At 70.6% G+C, this 20,311-nt stretch carries 14 protein-coding genes; 5 read left to right on the forward strand and 9 right to left on the reverse strand.

Annotation, left to right across the window (positions count from 1 at the left end; translation table 11 throughout):
- Positions 1-120: 120 nt before the first annotated feature.
- The 3 genes from CLM62_RS33125 to CLM62_RS33135 form a co-directional block, all read right to left on the reverse strand.
- Complete coding sequence (locus CLM62_RS33125; protein ID WP_306457952.1) at positions 121-1,605, reverse strand: serine/threonine-protein kinase; 1,485 nt, start codon at positions 1,603-1,605, stop codon at positions 121-123.
- Positions 1,606-1,643: 38 nt separating this feature from the next.
- Entirely contained in the window at positions 1,644-2,252 is a 609-nt protein-coding gene (locus CLM62_RS33130) for a hypothetical protein (RefSeq protein ID WP_095753579.1), read from the reverse strand.
- Positions 2,253-2,591: 339 nt separating this feature from the next.
- Entirely contained in the window at positions 2,592-3,377 is a 786-nt protein-coding gene (locus tag CLM62_RS33135; RefSeq protein ID WP_179382327.1) for an HNH endonuclease family protein, read from the reverse strand.
- 159 nt (positions 3,378-3,536) lie between these two features.
- On the opposite strand from CLM62_RS33135, the gene CLM62_RS33140 reads away from it, so the two are divergent.
- Positions 3,537-3,719, forward strand: a complete 183-nt coding sequence (locus CLM62_RS33140; RefSeq protein ID WP_095753580.1) for an Rv0909 family putative TA system antitoxin — start codon at positions 3,537-3,539, stop codon at positions 3,717-3,719.
- A gap of 107 nt (positions 3,720-3,826) precedes the next feature.
- Here CLM62_RS33140 and mfd read toward each other — a convergent pair whose 3' ends face one another.
- The 3 genes from mfd to CLM62_RS33155 form a co-directional block, all read right to left on the reverse strand.
- Positions 3,827-7,366 carry a transcription-repair coupling factor gene (gene mfd / locus CLM62_RS33145; protein WP_095753581.1) on the reverse strand — a complete coding sequence of 1,180 codons (3,540 nt, stop codon included), beginning with the start codon at positions 7,364-7,366 and terminating at the stop codon, positions 3,827-3,829.
- Between the two features lie 205 nt (positions 7,367-7,571).
- Positions 7,572-10,136 carry an ABC transporter permease gene (locus tag CLM62_RS33150; protein WP_095753582.1) on the reverse strand — a complete coding sequence of 855 codons (2,565 nt, stop codon included), beginning with the start codon at positions 10,134-10,136 and terminating at the stop codon, positions 7,572-7,574.
- Positions 10,133-10,921, reverse strand: a complete 789-nt coding sequence (locus CLM62_RS33155) for an ABC transporter ATP-binding protein (protein WP_095753583.1) — start codon at positions 10,919-10,921, stop codon at positions 10,133-10,135. The genes CLM62_RS33150 and CLM62_RS33155 overlap by 4 nt, the downstream gene beginning before the upstream one ends.
- Before the next feature lie 485 nt (positions 10,922-11,406).
- On the opposite strand from CLM62_RS33155, the gene CLM62_RS33160 reads away from it, so the two are divergent.
- Positions 11,407-12,915, forward strand: coding sequence for an MFS transporter (locus CLM62_RS33160; RefSeq protein WP_095753584.1), 1,509 nt, complete (start codon positions 11,407-11,409; stop codon positions 12,913-12,915).
- A gap of 12 nt (positions 12,916-12,927) precedes the next feature.
- Here CLM62_RS33160 and CLM62_RS33165 read toward each other — a convergent pair whose 3' ends face one another.
- Positions 12,928-14,097, reverse strand: a complete 1,170-nt coding sequence (locus tag CLM62_RS33165; RefSeq protein ID WP_095753600.1) for an alpha/beta hydrolase — start codon at positions 14,095-14,097, stop codon at positions 12,928-12,930.
- 128 nt (positions 14,098-14,225) lie between these two features.
- Between CLM62_RS33165 and CLM62_RS33170 the strand changes: the two genes are divergently transcribed.
- From CLM62_RS33170 to CLM62_RS33180, 3 genes are all read left to right on the forward strand, one after another.
- Positions 14,226-14,714 carry a GNAT family N-acetyltransferase gene (locus CLM62_RS33170; protein ID WP_095753585.1) on the forward strand — a complete coding sequence of 163 codons (489 nt, stop codon included), beginning with the start codon at positions 14,226-14,228 and terminating at the stop codon, positions 14,712-14,714.
- A 1,128-nt stretch (positions 14,715-15,842) separates the two neighbouring features.
- Entirely contained in the window at positions 15,843-16,373 is a 531-nt protein-coding gene (locus tag CLM62_RS33175) for a DUF485 domain-containing protein (RefSeq protein WP_095753586.1), read from the forward strand.
- A complete protein-coding gene (locus CLM62_RS33180; protein ID WP_095753587.1) occupies positions 16,370-17,980 on the forward strand; it encodes a cation acetate symporter in 1,611 nt (536 codons plus the stop codon). The genes CLM62_RS33175 and CLM62_RS33180 overlap by 4 nt, the downstream gene beginning before the upstream one ends.
- A gap of 25 nt (positions 17,981-18,005) precedes the next feature.
- Here the strand turns inward: CLM62_RS33180 and CLM62_RS33185 are convergent, their stop codons facing one another.
- Together CLM62_RS33185 and CLM62_RS33190 are read right to left on the reverse strand one after the other, a co-directional pair.
- Entirely contained in the window at positions 18,006-18,893 is an 888-nt protein-coding gene (locus tag CLM62_RS33185; protein ID WP_095753588.1) for a cellulose-binding protein, read from the reverse strand.
- 179 nt (positions 18,894-19,072) lie between these two features.
- The coding region (locus CLM62_RS33190) for an SUKH-4 family immunity protein (protein ID WP_257004224.1) at positions 19,073-20,311 on the reverse strand (1,239 nt) is incomplete at its 5' end.

Consider the following 20,311-nt stretch of genomic DNA (forward strand, 5'->3'; position numbering starts at 1 on the left):
TTGCGGTGATCGATGGTAGGCAGTGACCAAGCTCTGGCCAACCCATTCGACCAACGATTCGCCAGGACTTCGGGCACCGCCGCCCACCCGCACGGCCGTCTATGGCGCATCCGGCCGGTTCTAGCCCCGCATCTGCCCCAGCCACTGCAAGGTCCGCCGCACCTCCCCCGCGAGCGGATGGCCGGGGCCGTGCAGTCGTTCCGCGTCGTGCAGCAGGCGGGCCAGCGTGTCGTGGGCGGCGGCGCGGTCGCCCAGGGCGAGCAGGAGGAGGCCGATGCGGCGGCGGACGTCGTGGGCGAGGGCCGGGTCGCCGGACACGTACTGGTTCTCGTAGTACGGCAGCAGCGCGCGGTACTCCGCGAGTGCCGCCGCCGGTTCACCGAGCTGCTCCAGGCACTGGGCCGCCTCGTAGCGGAAGCGCAGTGCCTGCGGGTCGGCCTGGCCGGCCTCGGTGGCGCGTTCGTCGGCGAGGCGGCGCAGTTCGGGCAGCGCGCGCCGGTACTGGCCGTCGTCCATGAGCGTGGCCGCGTACTGCTTGCGCAGGGTGCGGACGACCGGGGAGTGCTCGCCGTGCTGTTCGGCGGCGGTGGGCAGGATCGCGCCGAGGATGTCGACGGCCTGGGTGATGCGGCCCTCCCCGAGCAGACGCTTGACCTCGTCGACGGCGCCGGCGACATCCGGTTTTTCAGCGACCGGGGTGATCGAGGCCGGCTGAGGCGCGGGCGTGCGCGCGCGGTCCGGCCAGGGGGCGTGCGGGCGCAGGAAGGGTCGTGTGGGGTCGAGGGGCGCCCCGGTGGGCATCCCGCGCGCGGGCAGCAGCGGCGCCAGCTCCTCGTACACGTCCTGCGCGGAGCCGGGGCGGTGCTGCGGGTCCTTGGCGAGCAGGCGCAGGACGAGCGCTTCGAGGGGCTCCGGGACTTCGGGACGGATGCGGCGCACGGGCACCGGCGGCTCGTACAGATGCCGGTGCAGCACGCCGAGCGCCGTAGAGCCCGCGAAGGGCACGTCACCGCTGAGGAGTTCGTGCAGCAGTACGCCGAGTGCGTACAGGTCGGTGTACGGGCCGACCGCGCCGCCCATCGCCTGCTCGGGCGCCATGTAGGCGGGCGAGCCGATCGGCGAACCGGTGTGGGTGAGGCGGGTGGTGTCCGTGTCCATGACCGACGCGACACCGAGGTCGAGGACGGTGACCGTGCCGTCCTGCTTCACCATCACGTTGCGCGGCTTGAGGTCCCGGTGCACGATCGGCACGGCGTGCACGGCGCTCAGTACGGCGCACAGTTGCGCGGCGACCGCGACCGCCCACTGCCACGGGTACGGGTCGTGCTCGGCGAGGTGGTCGGAGAGGTCTGCGCCGTCGACGTACTGCATGACGAGGAACAGCTCCTCGCCCGCGCTACCCGCGTCGTGCACGGTGACCAGCCCGGGGTGGTCGACCTGCGCGGTCACCCTGCACTCGCGCACGAACCGGCGGCGCAGCTCGTCCGCCTCCTGGCCGGCCACCTTGTCGGGGCGCAGCAGCTTCACCGCCACACGCCGGTCGAGCCGCTGGTCGTAGGCCGTCCAGACCTGGCCCATGCCGCCCTGCCCGATGAGCGTGGACAGCGCATAGCGGCCGGCGACGACACGTCCTGCCGCCACGGTCACCTTCCGCCCTCGTGGTTGCCGTCCTGCCTGCGCAGGTAGTCACTGAGCTCGTCGAGTTCGGCGCGCACCTGGTCGATGCGGGCGGGGGCGGGGCGCTGGGGCGGCGGCGGGGTGGTGGGCAGGGGCGGCTGGGGCGGCTGCGGCTTTTGCGGGGTTTGCGGGGTTTGCGGCACGGTCGTCGCGGTGTACGGCGACGGCGACGCGGGCTGCGGGAAGCCGTACCCGGGCGTGGGCCCGGGCTGCGGTGCGTATCCGCCGTAGCGGAGCTGGTGGAAGTGGCGTATGTCTGCCGCGAGGTAGTACGCGATCGAGGCCACCAGCGTGCCGAGGAGCAGTGCCATGCCCGTCCAGCCGCCCACGGTGTGGACCTCGTCGCCGGACTCGGTGCCGACCAGCACGAGCGCGAGGAAGTCGGCCACGAGTGCGGCCACGAGCAGGCCCCAGTCGAGCGACTTCCGCGTGACGATCGCCAGGCGAAGCAGCATCGTCCAGGCCAGGAGGCCGATGCTGAAGATCGAGATCGCCACGAACAGCACACGCAGGAAGACCAGCCACGCCGTGGGGGGCGGCTGCTTCACCGGCTGCGTGTAGCCGTGGCCATGCATGACAGCTCCTGGTGTCTGAGGCGGACGTCGCTCTGAGCGTATAGGCCGACACGGACAAGCGGTCCTGGGTTGTACCGAACCGTTGTCATGCTGATCACTTCGCCTCGGTCGGGCGTGTTCGTGCCGTCTCGGTCGGGCGTGACCGTGCCGTCCGTCAGGCCGTCGTACACGTCGTACACGCATCACGTGCTGCGGGAGTTCGGTGGCGATCCGGCCGTAGTGGAAGGCGCCGATCGGGTCCTCCAGCACGAACTCCGGCCAAGTGGTGGCCATTTCGACCACGGCCTCGCGCTTCTCGGGACGCGTGCGCTCAGGCAACGTTGGCGGGTTGCCGCCGACTCACCCCCCGCACTGCCTCAGCATCATCTGCCGGTCGGGCGCGGTCACCGACAGTTCGTACTTGAGGGCGACCTGGGTGAAGCGGACCGCGTAGGCGCACCGGATCCGCTTGTTGGGCGGGAGCCAGGAGGCGGGGCCGGAGTCTCCCTTGGACGAGTTGGCCCGTCCCTCGGCCGGGATCAGGTTGAGCGGGTCGTTGGCCAGTTGCTCACGCTTGTCCTCCGACCAGCGCGAGGCACCCATCTGCCAGCTGTAGGACAGCGGCACCACGTGGTCGATCTGCACTTCGGTGGCCTGTTGTTTGCGCCACTCGATGGTCGTGCCGGTGTAGGGGTCGTCCAGCGTCATCGCGACGACCACGCAGTCGGAACCGGACCGGAAGCGCAGGCTCTGACCGTCGCGCTTGAGGAGGTCGTTGCGGGTGTCGCAGCCGTTGCGTGCCAGCGGGACACCGTCGGCCGTGTCCATCCAGGCGTACCCGAACTCGTCCCGGTCGTAGCCCGTTTTGGGTCCGCGCCCCTTCGTCCGCAGCGACTCGATCAGCTTGCGGGCCGCGCCCTCGTCCGTCGCGCTCGTCAGGGGTGCGAGGCCGGGCTTCGTCCCGTCGGGGTTCTTCAGCGGGCTGACGGCGCGTGTGTCCTGGGCCGGAGCCGCCGCACCGCCGCCTGTCGAGGAACCCCCTTCTCCTTCGAGGCCTTCGCACCCGGCGACAAGGGCCATGGCGGCGCACACTGCCAGCCCGGTCCTGACGGCAGCCGCCGCCCCGCCCCGCAGCCGCATCATCATGCGCCCCTCCCCTTGCCTCCCAGGTCCCCGCCCCGCACGGCGGTTTTTCCTGGTCTCACGGTAGCGGCCAAGAGGTCCAGACCATAGCGGCCCTTAAATGGGCATCCCTCGCAACTCGGGCGTATCGTCGATTCGAGTCACCTCCGGAAGGAGCTCTGGATGGGCATCTTCGACAGATTCAAGAGCCACGCGAAGGGCAGCAAGGCCAAGGACATGTCCGACGCCGCGGAACGGAAAGCCAACGAGAAGACGGGCAACAAGTACGAGAGGCAGGTCGACGACGCGCAGCAGAGAATCGAAGGCTCACTCGGCATGGATCGCGACAGGCCCGAACAGCCGTAAGAGCGGAGACTCGCGAAGATCATGGGGCCGCCCGTCGGGCAGGACGTGCCCTGTGCGAGGCCACCGGCGCACGCATGCGACCGGTGGCCTGTTCCCCCGTCAGCCTTCTACGACCCCAGGATCGACGTCAGGAACTCGCCGACCCAGCCGAGCAGCTCCCGCCCGACCAGCGGCTTGCCGCCCACCTTCGCGGTCTTCGGGCGGGGCACGAGCACCTGGTGCACCGCCGGCTTGATGACGGTCCCCGGGTACAGCCGCTTGACCCGCAGTTCCTGGGACTCCCGCAGTTCCACGGGCGCGAAGCGGATGTTGTTGCCCTGCAGGACGATCTCGCCGACCCCGCACGCGCGCGCGAGCATGCGCAGGCCCGCCACCAACAGCAGGTTCTCCACCGGCTCGGGCAGCTTGCCGTAGCGGTCGACGAGTTCCTCGCGTACGGACTTGATGTCCTCCTCGGAGTTCACCGAGGCGATCGCCCGGTACGCCTGGAGGCGCAACCGCTCGCCCGGCGCGTAGTCGTGCGGGACGTGCGCGTCGACCGGGAGCTCGATCTTGACCTCCAGCGGCGGCTCCTCCTCCACGCCGCCCTCCAGGGAGGCGCGGTAGTCCGCGACCGCCTCGCCGACCATGCGGACGTACAGGTCGAAGCCGACGCCCGCGATGTGGCCGGACTGCTCGCCGCCGAGCAGATTGCCCGCGCCGCGGATCTCCAGGTCCTTCATCGCCACGTACATGCCCGCGCCCATCTCCGTGTGCTGGGCGATGGTCGCCAGGCGCTCGTGGGCGGTCTCGGTCAGGGGCTTCTCCGGCGGATAGAGGAAGTAGGCGTAGCCGCGCTCGCGGCCTCGGCCCACCCGGCCGCGCAGCTGGTGCAGCTGCGAGAGGCCGAAGTTGTCGCCGCGCTCCACGATCAGGGTGTTCGCGTTGGAGATGTCGATGCCGGACTCGACGATCGTCGTGGAGACGAGGACGTCGAACTTCTTCTCCCAGAAGTCGACGACGACCTGCTCCAGAGCCTGCTCCGACATCTGGCCGTGGGCGATGGCGATCCGCGCCTCCGGGACGATCTCCCGCAGCCTCGCCGCGGCCCGGTCGATCGACTCCACCCGGTTGTGGATGTAGAAGACCTGGCCCTCGCGCAGCAGCTCCCGGCGGATGGCCGCGCCGATCTGCTTCTCCTCGTACGGGCCGACGAAGGTGAGCACCGGGTGGCGCTCCTCCGGCGGCGTGGTGATCGTGGACATCTCGCGGATGCCGGTGACCGCCATCTCCAGGGTCCTGGGGATCGGGGTCGCGGACATGGTCAGCACGTCCACGTTCGCGCGCAGCTTCTTCAGCTGCTCCTTGTGCTCGACGCCGAAGCGCTGCTCCTCGTCGACGATGACCAGGCCCAGGTCCTTGAACTTGGTCTCCGAGGAGAACAGCCGGTGGGTGCCGATGACGACGTCCACCGAGCCCTCCCTGAGCCCCTCCAGGACCGCCTTCGCCTCCGTGTCGGTCTGGAAGCGCGACAGCGCCCGCACATTGACCGGGAACTGCGAGTAGCGCTCGGAGAACGTCCCGAAGTGCTGCTGCACCAGCAGGGTGGTCGGCACCAGCACCGCCACCTGTTTGCCGTCCTGTACGGCCTTGAAGGCGGCGCGGACGGCGATCTCCGTCTTGCCGTAGCCGACGTCGCCGCAGACCAGGCGGTCCATGGGGATCGACTTCTCCATGTCCTCCTTGACCTCGGCGATCGTGGTGAGCTGGTCGGGCGTCTCCGCGTACGGGAAGGCGTCCTCCAGCTCGCGCTGCCAGGGGGTGTCGGCGCCGAAGGTGTGCCCCGGGGCCGCCATCCGCGCGCTGTACAGCCTGATCAGGTCCGCCGCGATCTCCTTGACGGCCTTCTTCGCGCGCGCCTTGGTCTTCGTCCAGTCGGCGCCGCCCAGGCGGTGCAGAGTGGGGGCCTCGCCGCCGACGTACTTGGTGATCTGCTCCAGCTGGTCGGTGGGGATGTACAGCCGGTCGCCGGGCTGGCCGCGCTTGGCGGGTGCGTACTCCACGACCAGGTATTCGCGGGTGGCGCCCTGCACGGTGCGCTGCACCATCTCGATGTAGCGGCCCACGCCGTGCTGCTCGTGGACGATGTAGTCGCCCGCCTCCAGGCTCAGCGGGTCGATGGTCTTGCGGCGGCGGGCGGGCATCCGGGCGCCGTCCTTGCCGGCCGCCTTCTGGCCGGAGAGGTCGGTTTCCGTCAGGACGGCCAGCCTCAGGTGCGGGTCCACGAAGCCGTAGTCGATCGAGCCGCACGCCACGTGTACGACGGAGGGGCTCAGCGACGCGAGGTCCGCGTCCAGGCGGGCGGCGATGCCCTCGCCGCCGAGCACCTCGACGGTACGGGCCGCCGGGCCGTGCGCCTCGGTCACGTAGACCGCGCGCCAGCCGTCGGCGAGCCAGCCCTTGGTGTCGGCGAGGGCCCGGGCGGTGTCGCCGCGGTAGGTCTCCGGGGCGTGCATCCCCAGCTTCAGGGTGTCGGCGTCGAGTGCGTCCAATTCGAGGTCTGCCGCGAACGGCGACACCGACCACCACATCATGTCCAGCTCGCGCGCCCGGTCCCGGACGTCCGCGATGGACCACAGGGAGGCCGCGCCGACGTCGATGGGTGCTTCGCCGCCACCGGCGGTGGCCGCCCAGGATGCCTGCAGGAACTCCTGACTGGTGGCCACGAGATCCGCCGCACGCGTGCGGACCCGCTCCGGATCGCATACGACGGCCATGGCGCCCTTCGGCAGCACGTCGAGCAGCAGTTCCATGTCGTCGACCAGCACCGGTGCCAGGGACTCCATGCCCTCCACGGCGATGCCCTCGGCGATCTTGCCGAGCAGTTCGCCGAGCTCCGGGTGCTGCTCGGCGAGGGCACGCGCGCGTGCGCGGACGTCGTCGGTGAGCAGCAGCTCACGGCAGGGCGGGGCCCACAGGCCGTGCTCGGCGACTTCCAGGGAGCGCTGGTCGGCGACCTTGAAGTAGCGGATCTCCTCTACGTCGTCGCCCCAGAACTCAATGCGCAGGGGGTGTTCCTCGGTGGGCGGGAAGACGTCGAGGATGCCGCCGCGCACCGCGAACTCGCCGCGCTTCTCCACGAGCTCCACGCGCGCGTACGCCGCCGCCGCGAGGGCGTCCACCACCTCGTTCAGGTCCGCGGTCTGGCCCGTGCGCAGGGCCACCGGCTCCAGGTCACCGAGACCCTTGACCTGCGGCTGGAGCACGGATCGTACGGGCGCCACGACCACGGAGACCGGGCCGGTCTCGGGGTCGTCGGGACGAGGGTGAGCCAGCCGGCGCAGGACGGCGAGACGGCGGCCGACGGTGTCGCTGCGGGGGCTCAGGCGCTCGTGCGGGAGGGTCTCCCAGGACGGGTACTCCACGACCCCCTCCGAGGGGAGCAGGGAGCGCAGGGCCGCGGCCAGGTCCTCGGCCTCGCGTCCCGTCGCCGTCACCGCCAGGACGGGGCGGCCGGCCTCGCGGGCGAGGGCGGCGACCGCGAAGGGGCGGGCCGCCGGGGGGCCGACCAGGTCGACGTGCATGCGGTTGCCGTCTGCGGCCGCGGTGATCGCTTCCGCGAGGGCGGTGTCCTTGACTACGGCGTCGAGCAGACCGTGCAGGCTCATTCGGGGCGGCTTTCGTCCAGGGGTGGGCAACGCGAAACGCCCGACGCGGGTCTCGGCCGGGGGGTCTCCAGCGTACGACGCTGTGCGGGCGGGTGGCGGGGGCTGTGGATAACGCAAAAAGTGGCCCTCGACAAACACGACGAACCCGGCGCCGAGAAGTCCCCCGTGACTTCTCGGCGCCGGGCTTCCCCCGTCTCTGTGGTGGCTACTCGGTCGCGATCGCGTTCAGTACGTTCATCCGGCCCGCCCTGAACGCCGGGATCAGTGCCGCGAACAGGCCCACGAACGCCGAGCCGATGAAGACGCCGGTGATCGTCGGCCAGGGGATGTCCAGGACGTTCAGGCCCTCCAGGGCGAGGAGCTTGTGGGCCGTGGCGCCCCAGCTCATGCCCAGGCCCAGGCCCAGCAGCGCGCCGAAGAGGGCGATGACCACCGACTCCATGCGGATCATCCGCCGCAGCTGGCGCCGCGAGAGGCCGATCGCCCGCATCAGGCCGATCTCCCGCGTCCGCTCGACCACCGACAGGGCCAGGGTGTTCACCACGCCCAGGACCGCCACGATGATCGCCAGGGCCAGCAGGCCGTAGACCATGTTCAGGAGCTGGCCTATCTGATCCTTCAGTTCCTGCTTGTAGTCGGTCTGGTCGCGGACCTGGTACTGCGGGTAGTCGTGCAGCGACTTCTTCAGCGCCGCGTACGCCTGCTCCTGCTGACCCTCCTTGGCCTGCGCGAACATGATCGTGTTCGGCGGGATCTGGTCGGCCGGGACGTACTTCCGCATCGTCTCGATGCTGGTGTAGCGGGCGCCCTGGTCGAGGGCGCTGTCGTCGTCCGTGATGGCGGCGACCTTCAGCTTGGCCGTCTCGCCGCCCTTGAAGGCGACGGTGATGCTGTCGCCGACGCGCACGCCGTGCGCCTTGGCGTAGTCCGAGCCGACCGACATGGCGTCCTTGCCATAGGCGGCCGTGAGAGTTCCCGCCGTGGTCGCACGGCGCAGGTCCTGGGCGTACGTCGGGTCGGCGGCGGTGATGCCGGAGTCGTCCTTCTTGCCGTCGGGCGAGGTCAGCGTGGCCTCGATCTCCTTGTAACTGGTGACGTGGGCCAGGCCCGGTGTCTGCTCCATGGCCTTCTCGGCCTGCGGGAAGATCCGCTGGTTGCCCTGGACGATGAAGTCCGCGCCGACCGACTTGTCCAGCTCGCTGGTGGCCGAGGCGACCATCGAGGAGCCGACCACCGACAGGCAGGCCACCAGGGCCAGGCCGATCATCAGGGCCGCGCCCGTGGCGCCGGTGCGGCGCGGGTTGCGCAGGGCGTTGCGCTCGGCCATGCGGCCGACGGGTCCGAAGGCCCGCAGCAGCACCGCGCTGATCACCCGCACGACCCCGCCGGCCAGCAGCGGGCCGATGACGACGAAGCCGATCAGGGACAGGACGATTCCCCCGCCGAGCATCAGCGCGCCGTCGCTCGCCTTGTCGGCCGTGGCCGCCGTGTAGAGGGCGAAGGCGCCCGCGGCCGTCAGCACGAGCCCGATCACACCGCGTACCAGGCCCGCCCTGCCATCGGCGGGCGTACCGGCGTCGCGCAGCGCGGCCATCGGGGAGACCTTGCCGGCGCGGCGGGCCGGCAGGTAGGCGGCGAGGACGGTGACCAGGACACCGAGCACTAGGCCGGCCACCGGGGTCGTCACCTTCACCGTGAGGTCGTCGGTGGAGAGGTTCATGCCCGCCATCGACATGAGCTTCATCAGGCCGACGGCGATGCCGACGCCCGCGCCGACGCCGAGGATGGAGCCGACGAAGCCGAGCAGCAGCGCCTCCACCAGCACCGAGCGGTTGACCTGCTTGCGGGACGAGCCGATCGCCCGCATCAGGCCGATCTCCCGGGTGCGCTGGGCGACGAGCATCGAGAAGGTGTTGATGATCAGGAAGATGCCGACCAGGAACGCGATGCCGGCGAAGCCGAGCATGGCGTACTTGATCACGCCCATGAACTCGTCGATGCCTTTGCGGTTCTCGTCGGCGTTCTCCTTGGCCGTCTGGACCTTGTACGTGCCGTCCAGGGCCTGGCTGACGTTCTGCTTGAGCTGCGCGTCGGTGACACCGGACGCGGCGTTGACGTAGATCTGTGTGTACCGGTCGGTGGCGCCGAGCAGTTCGCGCTGCGCGGTGGCCGTGTCGAGGTAGACGACGGCGGCACCGGGGTTGGTCACCTTGAAGGTGGCGATGCCGACGATCTTCGCCCGGAAGTCACCGGCGACGGAGATGGTGCGCAGTTCGTCGCCCAGCTTCAGGTCGTGCTTGTCGGCGGTGTCGGCGTCGACCATCAGCTCGGTCGGTCCGCGCGGGGCGTGGCCGGAGGTGATCTCCATCGAACGCAGTTCGTTCTTGGTCCAGTTGCCCACGAATGTCGGGGCGCCGTTGCTGGACCCCATGTTCTCGTTGTCCTTGTTGACCACGGTCACGTTCATCGAACTGACCGCGCCCTCCGCCGACTTGACGCCGTCCGCCTTGGTCACCTGCTCCAGCATGGCGGCCGGCAGCGACTCGGGCTTGCCGTTCTGCGGGGTGTCGTCGCTCTTGGCGTTCTTCGGGGAGACCGTGACGTCGGTGGCGGTCGTCGAGAACAGCTTGTCGAACGTCGTGTTCATCGTGTCGGTGAACACGAGGGTGCCGCACACGAACGCCACCGACAGCAGCACGGCGACGGCCGACAGCGCCATGCGTCCCTTGTGCGCGAAGAAGTTGCGCATCGAGGTCTTCAGGACGGTCATGACGTACGCCCCCGGGCGTCGAAGTCCTTCATCCGATCGAGGACGGCCTCGGCGGTCGGCTTGTACATCTCGTCGACGATCCGGCCGTCGGCGAGGTACAGCACACGGTCGGAGTACGAGGCGGCCACCGGGTCGTGCGTGACTATCACGATGGTCTGGCCCAGCTCGTCCACCGACTGCCGCAGGAAGCCCAGTACTTCGGCCCCCGCGCGCGAGTCCAGGTTTCCGGTCGGCTCGTCACCGAAGATGATCTCCGGGCGGGCGGCCAGGGCCCGCGCCACGGCGACCCGCTGCTGCTGACCTCCGGAGAGCTGGGTCGGCCTGTGCTTGAGCCGGTCGGAGAGCCCAACCGTGTCGACGACCCGGCCCAGCCAGGCCTTGTCGGGCTTGCGGCCGGCGATGTCCATGGGCAGCGTGATGTTCTCCATCGCGTTCAGCGTCGGCAGCAGGTTGAACGCCTGGAAGATGAAGCCGATCCGGTCCCGGCGCAGTTGGGTGAGCTTCTTGTCCTTCAGGCCGGTGATCTCGGTGTCGTCCAGATAGATCTGCCCGGACGTCACCGTGTCGAGACCGGCGAGGCAGTGCATCAGCGTGGACTTGCCGGACCCCGAAGGGCCCATGATCGCGGTGAACTGGCCGCGGGCGATGTCCACGTCGACGTGGTCGAGGGCGACGACGCGGGTCTCCCCGGACCCGTACGCCTTCACGACCTGCCGCGCCCGCGCGGCAACGGCCGTACGCCCTCCAGTGCCCCCGTGCCTGGGAATGGTCACAGCCGATGTCACGGTATGTCTCCTATATCGGTCAGCGGATGGATCGACGGACGCGTCTGTCGGTCCATGGATGAGTCGCGAAGAACTGAATCGCGAGAACTGAACTGCTACGCCGAAGAGTCTGGTCGCAGGCGGGGGTCGGGCGCGCTGGTGTTCAGCGCAGTCTTTTACTGAGGAAAACCCCACCCCCGTGGGTGCGGTGAACCGCCCCCGACCGCTTCCCAGCGGCGTAAAGCCAGGTTAAGGACCGCCCGCGTCCCGTCTCGTCCTCCGGCGGTACGAACCCTCCCCGAGCCGTAGTACGGAGGTACCCCTAGGGGCACTCCACCGCCGGGTGGAGCCCATCTCGGGGTCCGCTCCACCCTCCGGCCCACTCAGGCTCCACCCTCACGCGACGTGAGGGTCAAGCCCGCCGATCAGGATCGGGCCCTCCCGCAACGTACGCCTCGGGTGGGAAGCTGTCGGGCGGCAGATAGATGCAAGGGGAAGGAATCCGCGTGGGCGATACCAGACCCGCCATACGGGCAGCCGCAGAGCCCACCGCGACCGGCCGGCGAGGCGCCGTCGTAGCCGCCCTGATGCTCGCGATGGCGCTGGCCGCCATCGACTCCACCATCGTCTCCACGGCCATCCCGCAGATCGTCGGCGACCTCGGCGGCTTCTCCGTCTTCTCCTGGCTGTTCTCCGGCTATCTGCTCGCCGTCACCGTCACCCTCCCCCTCTACGGCAAGCTCTCCGACACCTTCGGCCGCAAACCGGTGCTGATCGCGGGCGCGGCCCTCTTCCTGCTCGGCTCCCTGCTGTGCGCGCTGGCCTGGAACATGGGCGCGCTGATCGCCTTCCGTATCGTGCAGGGGCTGGGCGGCGGGGCCTTGCAGGGCACGGTCCAGACGCTCGCCGCGGACCTCTACCCCCTGAAGGACCGGCCGAAGATCCAGTCCAAGCTGTCCACGGTGTGGGCGGTGTCGGCGGTCGCCGGCCCCGGGGTGGGCGGGGTGCTGGCGGCGTACGCGGACTGGCGCTGGATCTTCCTGGTCAACCTGCCGATCGGGGCGGTGGCGTTGTGGCTGATCGTCCGGTATCTGCATGAGCCGGAGCGCGAGGCGGCACCAGGGCAGGCCTCCACGCGCGCGCGTGTCGACTGGGCGGGCGCGCTGGCGGTGTTCGCGTGCGGAGGCGTGCTGCTCACGGCGCTGGTACAGGGTGGAGTGGCGTGGCCATGGCTGTCGGGCCCCTCGATCGCCCTGTTCGGTACGGGACTTGCCCTGGCGGCGGTCGTGGTGCTGGTGGAACGCCGGGCCGCCGAGCCGATCATCCCCGGGTGGGTGTGGCGCCGCCGTACGATCGCCGCGGTCAATCTCGCCCTCGGCGCGCTGGGGTTGCTGATGGTGGCCCCGACGGTCTTCCTGCCGACGTACGCCCAGTCGGTCCTGGGGCTCGCCCCCGTGGCGGCCGGATTCGTACTCTCCGTATGGACGTTGAGCTGGCCGGTGTCGGCGGCGTTCAGTCAGCATGTGTATCGGAGGATCGGGTTCCGTAACACGGCGATGCTGGGGATCGGGACGGCGGCGCTGATCCTGTTCGCGTTCCCGTTCCTGCCGTACCCCGGCGAGGCCTGGCAGCCGGCCCTGCTGATGCTGCTGCTCGGCGCCGCACTGGGCCTCTTCCAACTCCCGCTGCTCGTCGGGGTGCAGTCGACGGTGGAGTGGTCGGAGCGAGGTACGACGACGGCGTCGGTGTTGTTCTGCCGGCAGACAGGCCAGACAGCAGGGGCGGCGATCTTCGGGGCCGTCGCGAACGGCGTACTGGCCGCACGGCTCGGCGGCGCGAGCGACCTGGACTCGGTGACAGGGGCGCTGGACGCGGGCACCGCGCCCGAGGCGACCCGCCGGGCGATCGCGGACGCGGTGCACGCGGTGTACCTGGGAGCGGCGTGTGCGGCTGCGGTGGCGTTCGTGGTGCTGCTGGTGCTGGCGCCTCGCCGCTTCCCGGTGCTCAAGGAGTGACGCGCGGACAGGTCAGGGCAGTCGGACCGAGACCTCGGGGTTCGCGGGTGACGGGCCGTCGAGCAACGGCTGGGCGATCCCCTTCAGGTGCAGATCGAAGAAAGCCGCGACGTACGCGCGCGTGAGGACCGCCGAGCGCTCGAAGGGGAGCGGCGCGGTGTCGGGGATGCCTGCCAGCTCCGCGAGGAGGGGCACGTCGGTGAAGGAGCCGTGGTCGGCCCCGGCGACCGTCAGCCAGCGCTTCCAACCGTCCAGGTGAGCCCATGCCTCGTCCCAGTCCTCGTCGACGGTCCTGTCCCTCGTACCGAACATCAGGAAGGGGCGGCCGTCGAGGCCACTGTCGGAGACGGGAGCGTAGAAGGTGCCGTCCATGTTCACGCCGGCCCGCACGCGAGCGTCGGCGGCCATGGTCGCGGCGGTGGCGTTGCCTCCGATGGAGTGGCCGCCCATGCCGATCCGCCGCGGGTCGATCATGCGGGCGTGGCGCCAGGCGGGGTGACGGCCGGTCAGCCGGTCCAGCACGAAGGAGAGGTCCTCGACCCGGCTCTTGGCGACGACCGCGGGCCCGCCCTCAGGGAGCGGGGCACAGATGGCGCAGGGCAGAGTCCGCCCGTCGGGAAGGGTCGTACCGGCGTTCTCATACGGGTGATCGACCAGCGCGACGACGTACCCACGACTGGCCAGGTCCTCGGCGAGGCCGGTGAGCGTGGCGCGCGGGAACGTGAAGCCGGGCGACAGCACCACGAGCGGGAACCTGCCGTGCACCGGGCGCGCGTCGGTGTGCGCCCAGGTACGGACACCGCTGATCACCTCGGGCCGGACGGTGGTGTCCGGCGCCCTCAACTGCAACAGGAGACGGGCCTCTTCGGTGGTCATGTACGGGGCGGTGGGGCCACCCGCTGCGGGCGGGGCGGGGTAGTACATGGACACCATCAACTGGCGCGCGCCGGCGGACGGTACCCAAGGGTCCGGACGGTCGGTGTCGACGAGGTGGATCGTGTCGCGGCCCACGGTGTGCGGGCCGGTGGGGCGAGGCAGTCCGGCTCGGGCGTCGACGGTGGTCGAAGCGGCGGAGGGTGTGGGTGCGGCGGACACGGCACCCGCACCGACGATCGGCAGGGACAGCGACAGGGCGAGCGCGACCGCGGCGGCCGATGATAAGCGGCGGGATCTGTTCGTCATGCCGAAGACGGTAGGCCGCACGGCCACGGCTGACATCGCCTCAGGGGTCCACGGAGGTGTCGTACCGTGAGACCACCGAGTCATACTCCGGACGGACATAAGTCGCGGTTGCCCATATCCTGGCGCCCATGGTGAGGGTGGAGCGGCTGCGGGCCGGTCATGCGGACGCACTGCTGGCCTTTGAGCGGGAGAACCGGGAGTACTTCGCGCGAACGGTGCCGGATCGCGGGGACGGGTACTTCGCCGGCTTCGCCGCCAGGCACGCGGCTCTGCTGGCCGAACAGGACGCCGGAGTCTGCCACTTCCATGTGGTGGTGGACGAGGAGGGGCGCCTCATCGGCCGCGTGAACCTGGTCGACGTCGAGGGCGGTTCCGCCGAGCTCGGGTATCGCGTCGGCGAGCGGGCGGCCGGCAAGGGCGTCGCTACGGCGGCGGTCGCGGAGGTGTGCCGGGTGGCCGGTACGGCGTACGGGCTGACCTCCATCGTCGCGGTCACGACCCGCGACAACGCGGCGTCCCGGGCCGTCCTGGAGCGGAATGCCTTCGCCGCCATGGAGGACATCACCGTCGATGGCCGGCCCGGGATCCGTTATCGGCGCTCGCTTCTTGGGCACTGACAGGGCGGGAAGCGGCCGCGCAGCGAGAACAGCATTCCTGACGCATCGGTTCTGACTGGCCGGCGCAATTCGAGCTACAGCGGTGAGAGCGGGGGACGCACCAGCGGGGGCGACCGGGCCCTTCGGGCCCACTCGGCGGCTGACGCAGACCATAGTGTCGGTCAATTCGGGCACTCACCCAGTAATTGGCAGATCTGTTCCACCAGCACAGTCACCTGACCTGGGCTTTTCCCTCGTGCGGGTGGAACAGATCTGCCAATTACCCCTCGATCCGTCGTGCGGTCCATGGTGGAGGGGCTGGCCGCGGGGAACGCCCGGCAGTTCTGGTTCGCGGGGCCGCCACTGCACGACGACGGCGTCTACTTCGGGCTCTTCGACCGGGAGTTCGGGCCGTTTTCCGCCTACAGCGCCTTCGCCGCGCTCACTTCGCTGCTCGGCGCGGCGCACTTCGTCGGGGCCCGCGCCCCGACTTCCCTCCGGGGTCCGCGGGTTCGTCTTCGACAGCGGGTGCGGGGAGCTGGTGACGGTGGTGTGGGCGGCGCGGGCTGTGCGTGTGGCGCCGGCTGGGGTGGCGTACGACATCATGGGCCGCCGGATCGCCGGACCCGTCACCGCCTCGCCCGATCCGGTCTACGTCGTCTCCCGCGCCGGGCACCTGACGCCAACTGCCGCCACGTGCAACCGTCGTAGGCCTCTCTCCGCCGCGGGCAACCGTCGTAGGCCTCTCTCCGCCGTGGGCAACCGTCGTCCTCTTCCGCCGCCGGAGACAGCCGCCACGGCCCTCTCTCCGCCGCCGAACACATCGTCCTCAGCCAGCGTTACGCCGCCCGCAACGCCGCTCCTGGCAAGGAGCGGGGACGCGCCGCCTCCGTACGGCTATCGCCTCGGCCGTCGTACACGCATGGTCGTCGACGTCTACAACTTCGGTTCTGCAGCGAGGTGCCCGGGTCCGTGGCGCTGATTCACCTCAAGTAAAGGTCTGCGTTAATGCGGGTAACACCCGAGGTCAGCGCAGTAAGCGCATACCGACCGATCAGTTTGGTGAAAACCTCGCGCATACCCGTTCCCAAGAAGTAGCGTGCGTGGCTCCCGCTCGCCCCGGACCCGAGCCGCGCAAGGAGCACCGGGATGTCCTACGACCCATATCCGCCGCACTCGCACCCGTCGAACTCTCACTCTCCGAACTCGTACCCGCCGAATTCGTACCCGCCGCACTCGCACTCTCCGAACTCGTACTCTCCGAACTGGCACTCTCCGCACGACGCGTCACCGCCATACACCACCTCCCCGTGGCAGCCGCCCGCCGCTCCCGAACCGGCCGAGCGACGCCCCCGCCGTCACCCCGCCCTCGGCCACCACAGCGACCTGCGGGTCCTGCGCAGCGCCTACCGCTGGCAGCGGCGCACCGCCACGCTCACCGCGCTCGGCTACTTCACGCTCTTCCTGGTGCTGTCCGCGTTCGCGCCGTCCTTCATGACGGGCACGGTCACCGACGGACTGCCCACCGGCCTACTGCTCGCGCTGCTCCAACTGCCCGTCACCTGGCTGGCGATCGCCCTGTACGAGCACACCGCCCGCCGTTACGTCGATCCGCTCGCGGACCGCATCCGCAAGCATGCCGAGCTGGACGCCAAGCGGGAGGGGGCGGCGAGTCGATGACGGGCTTCAGCGATTCCGCGCAGGCGATGTCCCTGGTGGGCTTCACCACCGTCGCCACCATCACCCTGCTGCTGTGCGTGATGACCGGCCCGGACAGCGACGACCTCGACGAGTTCTACACCGGCTACAGCTCCCTGTCCCCCATGCGCAACGGCCTGGCGATCGCGGGTGATTACATCTCCGCCGCGACCGTGCTGGGCACCGGCGGGGTCATCGCCCTGTGGGGCTACGACGGGGTCGTCCTCGCCCTCAGTACGGCGCTGTCGCTGATGCTGCTGATGTTCCTGCTGGCCGAACCCCTGCGCAACGCGGGCCGGTTCACGATGGGCGACGCGCTGGCGCGGCGGATGCCGGGGCGGGGCGTGCGCATCGCGGCGTGCGTGGTGACTCTCGCGGCGCTGCTGCCGCTGATGCTGGTGCAGCTCGCGGGGACGGGGCAGTTGCTGGCGTTCGTCCTGGGCTTCTCCGGCGACTCGCTGAAGACGGGCTGCGTCATCGGGCTGGGCGTGCTGATGATCAGTTACGCGGCGATCGGAGGGATGAAGGGCACCGCCCTCATCCAGATCCTGAAGATCGTGATGCTGCTCGGGTCGGGCGGCGTGGTCGCCGTACTGATCCTCAACCGGTTCGACTGGGATCCGGGCGCGCTGTTCGACACGGCGGCGGAGCGGAGCGGGGTGGGGTCCGCGTTCCTGCGGTCCGGTCTGCAGTTCGAGAGCGGCCCGCATCCGGGCCTCGACATGATCAGCTCCCAGCTGGCCGTGGTCCTCGGCGGCGCCTGCCTGCCGCACGTCACCATGCGCATGTACACCGCCTCCAGCGCCCCTCAGGTGCGCCGCTCGATGTCCTGGGCGGTGTCGTCGGTGGTGCTGTTCGTGCTGGTCATCACGGTCGTCGGGTTCGGCGCCACGGCACTGATCGGACGGGAGGTGATCGCGCAGGCGGATCCGCAGGGCAACACGGCGTACCTGCTGGCGTCGCGGGCGGCGTTCGGTGCCGACGTGTCGACGGCGGAGACGCTGCTGTTCACGACGGTCACCACAGCGATCTTCCTCACCCTGCTCGCCTCCGTGGCCGGCATGATCCTCGCCTGCGCGAACTCCCTCGCGCACGACGTGTTCGCGGCCCGCGTGCAGGAGATGTCGGAACGCCGCGAGATGATGCTGGCCCGCGTCTCCGCCCTCGCGGTCGGCGTCCCGGCGATCGCGCTGGCCACGCTGGTCCAGCACCGCAGCCTGCAGCCCCTGGTGACCCTGTCCTTCTGCCTGGGCGCCTCGGCCATCGCCCCCGCGCTGGTCTACAGCCTCTTCTGGCGCCGCTACACCCGAACGGGCCTGCTGTGCACGCTGATCGGCGGTTCGCTGGTGGTGCTGCTGCTGATGCCGGGCACCAATCTGGTCTCCGGCTCCCCGGTCTCCGCCTTCCCCGAGGCCGACTTCAACTGGTTCCCGTTCACGACGACGGGCCTGGTGTCGATCCCGGCGGGCTTCCTCCTCGGGTGGCTGGGGACTGTGGCTTCCGGGAAGCGGAAGTCGGAGGAGCAGCGGCGGCAGTACGAGGCGGTGGAGGGGTGGATCCTGGCGGGGGCGGTGCGGAGGGAGAACTGATGGTGATGGCCACTTCGGCCTCACCTCACTCCAGCGCCGCCCGCCCCGTCAACGCCGCCAGGCTGTTGCGTACGTGGTCCATCTGCGCCTGCATGTCGTCCCACATCTCCCCGTGCTCCCGCAGCACCCGCTCCGTGTCCCGGGCGATCCGCTCCGCCCGCGCCCGCGCCTCGGCCACCAGCTCCACGGCCCGCGCCCGCGCCTCCTCCGGCCGCTGCCGCGCCGACGCCTCCGCCTCGACGTATGCCTGCTCCGCCTCGACGAGCGCCGCCTCGGCCCGCGCCAGCCGCTCGGTGTTGCGCACCTCCAGCGCGGCCGCCCGTTCCTCCGCCTCACGTTCGGCCTCGGCCCACCGCTCGGCGTGCTCCTTGGCCTGCTCGGCGAGCATCCCGGTGGTGCGCTGCCGCATCTCACGCAACGCGGCCAGTGCCTCACCGCGGCACTCCTTCACCTCACGCCGGGCGCCGATGCGGATCTCGTCGGCCTCGGCGCGCGCCGCGAGCAGGCGCTGCCGGGCACGCTCCTGAGCCTCGGCGCGTACGGCATCGGCGTGCGCCTGTGCGGCCTCGCGCACCACCTCCGCGTACTCCTGCGCCTCCTCCACCAGGCGCTGCGCCTCCTGTCGCGCGCCCTCCCGCACGGCCTCCGCCTCCTCCTGGACGAGCCGAAAGAGCCGCCGCGCACCCTCCCCGAGCGCCTCGTACGTCTGCGGAGCCAGAGCCTCCACGGTCTCCCGCAGCTCTACGAGCTCCTCCTCCATCTCCCTGGCCAGCACGGTCAGCCGGGCGGCGCGTTCCCAGGCGGCGTCCCGGTTCCGGGAGAGGGCGTCGGTGTACGCGTCGACCTGTTCGGGACGGTAGCCGCGCCCCCGTACGGCCTCGAAACCGCGTGGCGACACCGATCCGCTACTCATCCTGGAACCCCTCTCCGCCGAACGAACGCGACATAATGATTTCGCGCATATCTTGATGTATCGGACGGAAGTGTTCATAACCTGACACTCCGTGCGCAGGTTACGGACTCCCCGCACACGCAAAAGGGCCGGGCTCGGTCACACGACCGGCCCGGCCCCACGTACGGGCGTTCAGCGCCTCACAACAACCCGTCCCACATCTGCTCCAGCAGCACCGACCACCAGCTCTCCGGCGAACCCAGCGCCGCCGGGTCCAGGGAAGCCAGCTGGGCCTGGAAGTCGACGGTCCACCGGCCCGCCTGCTCCTGGTTCAGCCCGAACCTGAGCCGCCACATCCGGCCCAGCAGCGCCAGGCACCGCTGGAACTCGGGCAGCCCCGTGTTCACGAACTGCGGCGGCACGGGCCCACCGCCCGGCCCCGCCTCCACGGGCACGGCGACGATGTTCGCGGTGCCGTACTGCACACAGATCGCCTTGCCGAAGTCGCTGCCCATGACGAGGTACGAGCCCGCGTCCGAGGCCGGCTGCACCCCGCGCTCGGCCGCCAGCTCCGCCAGCGTCGGCACCGGCCGCCCCGGCTGAGCCTGCGCCCAGAAGAACGGCCCCATGTCCGTCGGCAGCCCCGCCACCACCAGCGAGTGCGCCACGACCGGCGGCACGCCCTGCCGGGACACGGCGGCCTGCTCGAACCGGAAGAGCCCCGGCCCGAACGCCACCGCCAGCTCCTGCGCCACGCCCTCCGGCGGAATCGGCGGCGTCGGCTGCACCTGGGGAAGCGGGGCACGGATCGGCGCCGGCCGGGCAGGCCCGTCGGCCACCTGGTGCAACTCGCCCTGGTGGGCGAGCAGCTGCCGCATGCCCTGCTGCCGGCTCGCGTGATCCGTGCCGTACGGCGCGATGGACGTGATCCGCGCCTGCGGCCACTGCTCCCGGATCATCCGCGCGCAGTACGCACCCGGCAGCTCGCACGACTCCAACTCCGTGTGCAGCTCCAGGACCTGATCCGGAGGCACGTTCATGGCACGCAGCTCGTGGAAGATCTGCCACTCCGGGTGCGGCATACCCGGCGCCGAACGCCGGATCAGCTGCTGCTCGGACCCGTCGTGCGCGCGGTAGCGCAGTACGGCCTGATAACCGGGGCCGACGGTCGGCTGCCCCTGCTGGGGCGGATAGCCGTACGACGGCTGCTGACCGGGCACATGCTGCCCGGGCACGGGCTGCCCGGTCGGCGGCATCGCACCGGGGGACGGCATGGCACCCGGGGGCGGCATCGCGCCGGGGAGCATCGGCTGGGGGACGCCGGGAGGCATACCGGGGGCGCCGGGAGCCGGCGGCGGGGGCATGCCGGGAGCGCCGTGGCCACCCGGGGGCGGCGGAGGCATGCCCGGTACGCCGGGGGCGTGCGGCGGCGGAGGCAT

Origin of the sequence: Streptomyces sp. SA15 (assembly GCF_002291145.1) — a bacterium.
GTDB lineage: Bacteria > Actinomycetota > Actinomycetes > Streptomycetales > Streptomycetaceae > Streptomyces.